The 6,854-nt window shown below is 66.2% G+C and carries 6 protein-coding genes; 4 read left to right on the plus strand and 2 right to left on the minus strand.

Annotated elements, in window-relative coordinates; translation table 11 throughout:
* Positions 1–30: 30 nt before the first annotated feature.
* Both ACVOLO_RS08950 and ACVOLO_RS08955 read left to right on the plus strand, forming a co-directional pair.
* Positions 31–1,404 carry a DcaP family trimeric outer membrane transporter gene (locus tag ACVOLO_RS08950; protein ID WP_481569896.1) on the plus strand — a complete coding sequence of 458 codons (1,374 nt, stop codon included), beginning with the start codon at positions 31–33 and terminating at the stop codon, positions 1,402–1,404.
* 90 nt (positions 1,405–1,494) lie between these two features.
* The gene (locus ACVOLO_RS08955) at positions 1,495–2,103 is read left to right on the plus strand and encodes an LON peptidase substrate-binding domain-containing protein (RefSeq protein ID WP_481569897.1); all 609 of its coding nucleotides are present in this window, start codon (positions 1,495–1,497) and stop codon (positions 2,101–2,103) included.
* Between the two features lie 101 nt (positions 2,104–2,204).
* Here the strand turns inward: ACVOLO_RS08955 and ACVOLO_RS08960 are convergent, their stop codons facing one another.
* The gene (locus ACVOLO_RS08960; protein WP_481569898.1) at positions 2,205–4,211 is read right to left on the minus strand and encodes a bifunctional DedA family/phosphatase PAP2 family protein; all 2,007 of its coding nucleotides are present in this window, start codon (positions 4,209–4,211) and stop codon (positions 2,205–2,207) included.
* Positions 4,212–4,346: 135 nt separating this feature from the next.
* On the opposite strand from ACVOLO_RS08960, the gene ACVOLO_RS08965 reads away from it, so the two are divergent.
* Positions 4,347–5,012, plus strand: a complete 666-nt coding sequence (locus ACVOLO_RS08965) for a serine/threonine-protein kinase (RefSeq protein ID WP_481569899.1) — start codon at positions 4,347–4,349, stop codon at positions 5,010–5,012.
* A 57-nt stretch (positions 5,013–5,069) separates the two neighbouring features.
* Here ACVOLO_RS08965 and ACVOLO_RS08970 read toward each other — a convergent pair whose 3' ends face one another.
* Positions 5,070–5,747: a hypothetical protein gene (locus ACVOLO_RS08970; RefSeq protein ID WP_481569900.1), complete on the minus strand. Its 678-nt coding sequence runs from the start codon at positions 5,745–5,747 to the stop codon at positions 5,070–5,072.
* A gap of 142 nt (positions 5,748–5,889) precedes the next feature.
* Here ACVOLO_RS08970 and ACVOLO_RS08975 point away from each other — a divergent pair, with 142 nt between their 5' ends.
* Entirely contained in the window at positions 5,890–6,705 is an 816-nt protein-coding gene (locus ACVOLO_RS08975) for an SDR family oxidoreductase (RefSeq protein ID WP_481569901.1), read from the plus strand.
* Positions 6,706–6,854: the final 149 nt, after the last annotated feature.

The raw sequence follows: 6,854 nt of genomic DNA on the forward strand, positions 1-6,854 counted from the left end.
GTGTTCTGTTGCCCTGGGAGGGGAAAAACAATGATCGGTAACAAGAAACTGGCCGTACTGGCCGCCACCGCGGCCTTGGCTGCAATGCCACTGAGTGCGCTGGCCCAGGCCATGGATGCAGCGGCCATGGAAACGCGCATGGCACAGCTGGAGCAGGAGGTGCAGCAGATGCGCGACATGCTGCAGGCTTACCAGCAGCGTGACGCAGCCAATGCCAATGCGACTACGGATGCTGCGCCGTCAGCGGCGGCGCTGGATGCCAGCCGTGTGGCTGCAGCGCCCGCGGCCCCGGCTGCGGTTATGCCCAACGCCATGCCGGGCACGAAGTTCTCCTTCGGTGGCTTCATCAAGCTGGATTCGATGTATACCCGTACCAGCGACGGCGAGATTGCCGATGGCTCGGCCGGCCGCCTGTTCTACTTCCCGGGCGCAACGCCGGTGGCGGCCGATGGCAATGGCCGCAGCGCCAGTTACACCGACGTACATGCACAGTTCTCGCGGTTCTGGTTCGGTGCCGATACCACCACCGACAACGGTGACAAGCTCAAGGCCTACATCGAGGCTGACATGTACGGCGGTGGCAGCAATGCCTTTGCCGGCAACGAGGTCATCACCAACACCTATGCCGTCACCTTGCGGCAGGCCTATGTGAGCTGGAACAACTGGCTGGCCGGCCAGACCTGGTCAAACTTCCAGGATGTGGCCGCATTGCCGGATACGGTGGATTTCACCGGCCCTTCGGAAGGCACCATTTTCTCGCGCCAGGCGCAGTTGCGTTACAGCAAGGGCGCCTGGTCGTTCTCGGCCGAGAACCCGCAGACAACCATCACCCCCTTCGCTGGCCGTGGCGCACGGATCAACAGTGGTGACGATGTCATGCCCGACCTCACCGCACGCTGGCTCAAGCGCGGTGATTGGGGCCACTTCACCGTCGCCGCGTTGCTGCGCAACTTCCGCTATGACGGCCACAACGATACCGGCGGTGCATTGAGCGTCTCGGGCAAGTTCAACCTCGGCGCGAACGATGATCTGCGTTACATGGTCAGTGGCGGCGCGGGTGTGGGCCGTTACCTCGGCTTTGCGCTGGGCAGCGACACGGTACTGGATGCCGAAGGCCGCCTGCATGCGATGAATGGCTACGGCGGTTTCGCTGCGTGGCGCCATGCATTCTCGCCGAAGCTGCGTGGCAACCTGGTGTACTCGGTGGCGGTGCTGGACAACGATGCCGCGCTCACGGGTTATGAAGTCACTGAAAAGGCGCAGTCGGTACGCGCCAACCTGATCTATTCGCCATTCCCCAAGCTGGACGTGGGCATGGAGTTGAGTCATGCGCTTCGCCGTCTTGAGAACGGGCAGGAGGGCGACATGAATCGCGTCCACACGCATGTGAAGTACAACTTCTGACGTAAGTGCCACGCATCGTTCGATGCATGCGGGATGCACCGTGGTGGGCCGGGAGGTAACATCGATCCCGGTCCACCGTTCGTGCTGCTGATGAATTCACCGCAAAGCCTGTCCTTGTTTCCCCTGCATTCGGTGTTGTTGCCGGGTGCGGTTCTGGGTCTTCGGGTGTTCGAGCCACGTTATCTGGACCTGGTGCGCGAGTGCGGGCGCAATGGCAGCACCTTTGGTGTGTGCCTGATCCAGGAAGGCGAAGAGACCGGCGCGCCGGCAATACCCGCAGATTGGGGGGTCGAGGCCGTGGTCGAGGATTTTGATGTCGGTGCCGATGGCGTGCTGGTGCTGCGGCTGCGTGGCGCACGGCGCTTTCGCGTGGATGACACCCATGTGCGCGACAACGGCCTGGTCGTCGGCGAAGTGGAATGGTGCGAGCGCGACACCGATGATGAACTGCAGCCGGAACACGCGCTGCTGGGCACGTTGCTGGAACGCATTCTGGAACAGTTGGGCGGCGAGTACGCGTCTGCAGGGCCGGCCCAGTTGGACCAGGCCGCGTGGGTTGGCTGGCGGCTGGGGGAACTATTGCCCCTGCACGCCCAACAGCGCTTGATGCTGCTGCAGCAGGACGATCCGCATCGTCGGCTGGATCTGCTGCTGGAGTGGATACCCGAATTCGACGTGCCGCAGGAAGAAGACCTCTGAAGACGGCTGCTGCCTGAGCCGGCGGCGCTTCACCCGGCCCGGCTGCGCTGCGCATGCCGGGGCCATCGAATATTCCGTTGTGTTGGGTTTCCTGGCAGCGGTCAGTTTGCCGGTGATTGCCCGCTGCGGATCATCAGCAGTGGCAAGCCGGTTTCCGGCTGCGTGTGTTGCTGGCTCTGCATGCCGTCCACCGATTGCTTGACCGCATCCAGCGCCGGATCAACGCCACGCAATGGCCGCCACATGCCAAACAGCTTGAGGTGGCGCTGATAGCGCAGGGTCTGCGCGCTGCCCAGCCACACCGGCTCCTGGCCCGGCTGCAGGCGCACCGCCGATGGCCACAGCCGCAGTGCATACATTTCATCCGGGCGCGTGCCCGGGCGCAGCATCAGCAGTGCTTCGACATTGGTGTCCAGCGTGGCCGGCAACACCGGCACTTCGTGCGGCCCGGCCTTCTGGTCCAGCATCACCAGTGCCTGCTGCCAGCCAGCCTGCGGCTGCATAGTCCAGCCGTTGCGCTCCAGTTGCTGCTGCAGCGGCGCCAGCGGGCCGGCCACCTGCACGTCCAGCGGCCAGCGCTGGTCGTCATCGAACTCATTGCGACGCGCCGGCAGCTCGCTCCAGCCGTGCTGCCACCACTGGTCGGTATTCATCAGCCGGGTTGCCTGGGCCACCGGCTCGAACTTGGCCAGCTTGGCCGGTACATTGCGCGGCGCGTACCAGAAGGCCGCCAGCGCGAACACGCCATAGAACAGCCACGCCACCGGCTTGACCCAGAACGAGCGGTTGAAGCGGCGGCGGTAGGCCACGCCCAGCAGCAACAGCCAGAAGATGCCGAACAACATGCCGCCGATGACATCGCTGAGCCAGTGTGCGCCCAGGTAGATGCGGGCAAAGCCAATGACCGTGACCACCACGCCGGACAGCAGGTACGGCCAGACGCGGGTGCGGCCGGGCAGTTCGCGGCCGATCAGCACGGCAAAGAAGCCAAAGGTGATGGTGGCCATGGTCACCGCCACCGACGGGAAGCCGAAGCCGCTGCTGGCCGATGGCGGGCGTACCACGTCCACGGTGGTGCCCAGCAGTTTGGTCAGGGCCAGGCCAAAGGCCAGTGCCGCCAGCCAGTGCAGCACCGCCATCCAGCGCCGCCGCCAGGCCAGATAGCCCATGCCGGCAGCGATGGCCGGCAGCAGCACCTGCCAGTCGCCCAGCGAGGCCAGCGCCGCCATCGGGTAGTCGGCCAGCGGATTGCGCAGGGCCAGCATCAACTCGTGTACGGCCAGGTCCAGTGCCAGGGGCTCACCGTGGCCGACCACCACCATCAGCAGCACGAACCAACCCCAGCCCAGCAGCAACAGCATCAGCGCCAGCATCGCCAGCGGCACCGATTCGCGCCGCTTGGGGTCAAACAGGTCGCTCAGGGCGCGCCCCAGCGGCCGGGGGTGGCGCTGCGACCAGTGCAGCAGGCGGGCCAGCCAGCCGTCCATGCGTGCGGCCGACCAGCGGTAGCTGTACAGCACGATGGCCCAGACCAGGCCCAGGATGGCGCCGAGCAGGGCAATCACCAGGAACAGGTGGCCGACCACCGCGGCCACTGCGTCATAGGCCTGGCCCAGTGCCCAGCCCGGCAGCAGGAACAGCACCGCCCACGACAGGCAGGCGATGCCGCTGGCCTTGAGGTATTTGATGAAGGGCATGTTCGCCATGCCGGCGATGGCCGGCACGAACGGCCGGATCGCACCGACGTAGCGGGCCACCAGGATGCTCTTGAAGGCATTGCGCCGGAACAGCAGTTCGCCACGGTCCAGCAGCTGCGGGTAGCGGCTGAACGGCCACACGCCGCGCAGGCGGTCGCCCCAGCGCCGGCCCACCCAGTAGCTCAGGCCATCGCCGGCAAAGGCACCGACCGTGGCACACGCCACCGCGTAGGGGCCGGACAATTCGCCCATGCCGATCAGCACCCCCACCGCGATCATCAACGGCAGCGCGGGCACGATGGCGCCCAGGATGATGACGGCGTCGCAGAAGGCGATGGCGAAGATCGCAGCACCGGCGAGTACGGGATGAGCAGCAATCCACGCCAGCGTGGTGTCGATCCAGGAATTCATCGGCCGATTATAGGGGCAGGGTTCTGTCAGACCGGCAGATGCGCTGCAGGTTCCTTGCGGTTGCCCAGCCGGGCATTCACCTGGCGGGCGTTGGCTGAACGCCGTGAAATCCGCCTCACCGCCTAGAATGGCGCGATGGCAGAACCTACCCCCGAGACAACTTTCACCGCGCTGAAGGCGGACAGCTTCGGCCGCATCCTGCTGGTTGATGGCGCGCAGGGCCGCTTCGTGCGCCGGGACTTGGGCGCGACGCCGCTGTGGCTGCGCCTGCCGGCGTGGTGGCTGGCCCGGCGCGAGGCCCGGGCGCTGGCACAGCTCGACGGCATGGAAGCCACGCCCCGGCTGCTGGGCTGGGATGGCCGCTGGCTGGACCGCAGCTACATGGAAGGGGCGGCCATGTACCAGCGGCCACCGCATGGCGACCTGGCCTATTTCCGGGCCGCGCGGCGGCTGCTGCAACGTGTGCACCGCCATGGCATTGCCCACAACGACCTGGCCAAGGAGGCCAACTGGCTGGTGCGCGAGGATGGCTCCCCGGCCCTGATCGACTTCCAGCTGGCGGTCTGCGGCAACCCCCGCTCGCGCTGGATGCGGCTATTGGCGCGCGAAGACCTGCGCCACCTGCTCAAGCACAAGCGCATGTATTGCCGGCAGTCACTGACCCCGGTGGAGCTGCGCGTGCTCAAGCGGCACTCGTGGGTCCGCGAGCTGTGGTTCGCCACCGGCAAGCCGGTCTACCGTTTTGTCACCCGGCGCATCCTGCATTGGGAAGACAACGAAGGTCAGGGCCCCAAGCCCTGAGCGGCTGCAGGTACTGCGCCATGCCCGTGGTCGAGCATGGCGCGCCTTGCCGCTGGGTCAGCGCAGTTCCACCAGTTGCCGGCCCTTGAAATTGCGCTTGGCATCGAAGTCGTAGCCAAGCGTGACCTGGCCTTCGTCGGCGCAGGCATGGCAGCTGCGCAGCGGCGTGGTGTAGCGCAGGCGTACGCCCCCATCGGGCAGGGCATCGCTGCCACTGGCCTGTGCCGGGGCGAACGGGCTGGCCTCGGGGTGTTTGTCGTTGAAGGCCTTGTATTCGGGCAGGCCGCGCACGTCTTCACCCAGTACCTGCTCATCCACGTCCACGGTTTTGCCGGCCGCATCCACCAGCCAGGTGCCCTGGTTGGTATTGGCCCGGAACGGGAACTCCAGCGTCGCCACGCCGACGCCCTCAACCGATTGCCAGGCGCTGACATAGCCCGGCTTGCCCTGTGCCGACAGGGTGCGTGCGGCGTTCAATGCGGACGGTGAAGCCCCGCCGGCGCGCAATGTGCTGACCAGGCAGGCATCGGCGGCCGTGGTGGCATCGCGGCAGGCATCCAGTGAGCCATTCCATACGGCGCGGGCGTCGATCTTTGTTGCGGTTTCGCCCAGGCCGGTGGTCTGTGCGGCCACATCCTTGGTGATGGGAGGGGATTCCGCCGCGGTGTGGGGCTTCTGGCACGCAGCAAGTGAAAGGGCCAGAAACAGCGGGGCGGTGTAAAGCAGGGGTTTCATTGCCGGATCCTGATGAAGAGCGGCATCAGTATCGGCGCGGCGCATGAACAGGAAATGTCGCAGCGGTCGGCAATGCGAACAGCCACTCAAACGTGCCGGCATCGGCATAATGCGGGCTGATATCCATGTGGTCGGAGTAGGCATGAGCAGCTTGCAGGGCAAGACCCTTTTCATCACTGGTGCCTCGCGTGGCATTGGCCTGGCCATCGCCCTGCGCGCCGCGCGCGATGGTGCCAACGTGGCCATTGCCGCCAAATCATCGGTGCCCAATCCCAAGTTGCCGGGCACCATCCACAGTGCCGCCGAGGCGGTGAATGCAGCCGGTGGCCAGGGTTTGGCACTGAAATGCGACATCCGCGAGGAAGACCAGGTCAATGCGGCGGTGGCGGCAACCGTGGATGCCTTCGGCGGCATCGACATCCTGGTCAACAATGCCTCGGCCATCTGGCTGCGCGGTGCGCTGGACACGCCGATGAAGCGTTTTGACCTGATGCAGCAGGTCAACGCGCGCGGCAGCTTCCTGTGCGCGCAGGCCTGCCTGCCGCATCTGCTGCAGGCCCCCAATCCGCACATCCTGACGCTGGCGCCACCGCCGAGCCTGGACCCCAGGTGGTGGGCACCACATACCGGCTACACGCTGGCCAAGATGGGCATGAGCTTTGTCACCCTGGGCCTGGCCGGTGAATTCGGCCCGCAGGGCGTGGCGGTAAATGCGCTGTGGCCGCGCACGGTGATCGCCACCGACGCCATCAACATGATCCCGGGCGTGGATGTGGCCGGTTGCCGCAAGCCGGAGATCATGGCCGATGCTGCGCACGCCGTGCTGACGCGCCCGGCGGCAGGTTTCAGTGGCCAGTTCCTGATCGATGACGAAGTGCTGGCCGAAGCCGGCATCACCGATTTGTCAGGCTATGCAATGGATCCGTCGCGGCCGTTGATGCCGGATCTGTTTCTCTGATCGCCTTCCCTCCCTTGTGTGGGAGGCACGAGGGTCGCCCTGTAGTGGGGCGGCCGGCGCGGGACCGCCGGGGACGCGGGCAGCCCCCGCCGCCCCAGGGGCGGCCCCAACGCCCCCCCCCCCACCCCCCCCCAACCAGCCAGATGTGG

This window comes from Stenotrophomonas sp. STEN056 (genome assembly GCF_056759635.1).

Bases quoted from the DNA above. Each gene is read 5' to 3' on its own strand.
- ACVOLO_RS08950 (WP_481569896.1), top strand. From the start codon at position 31: ATGATCGGTAACAAGAAACTGGCCGTACTGGCCGCCACCGCGGCCTTG.
- ACVOLO_RS08955 (WP_481569897.1), top strand. From the start codon at position 1,495: ATGAATTCACCGCAAAGCCTGTCCTTGTTTCCCCTGCATTCGGTGTTG.
- ACVOLO_RS08960 (WP_481569898.1), bottom strand. From the start codon at position 4,211: ATGAATTCCTGGATCGACACCACGCTGGCGTGGATTGCTGCTCATCCC.
- ACVOLO_RS08965 (WP_481569899.1), top strand. From the start codon at position 4,347: ATGGCAGAACCTACCCCCGAGACAACTTTCACCGCGCTGAAGGCGGAC.
- ACVOLO_RS08970 (WP_481569900.1), bottom strand. From the start codon at position 5,747: ATGAAACCCCTGCTTTACACCGCCCCGCTGTTTCTGGCCCTTTCACTT.
- ACVOLO_RS08975 (WP_481569901.1), top strand. From the start codon at position 5,890: ATGAGCAGCTTGCAGGGCAAGACCCTTTTCATCACTGGTGCCTCGCGT.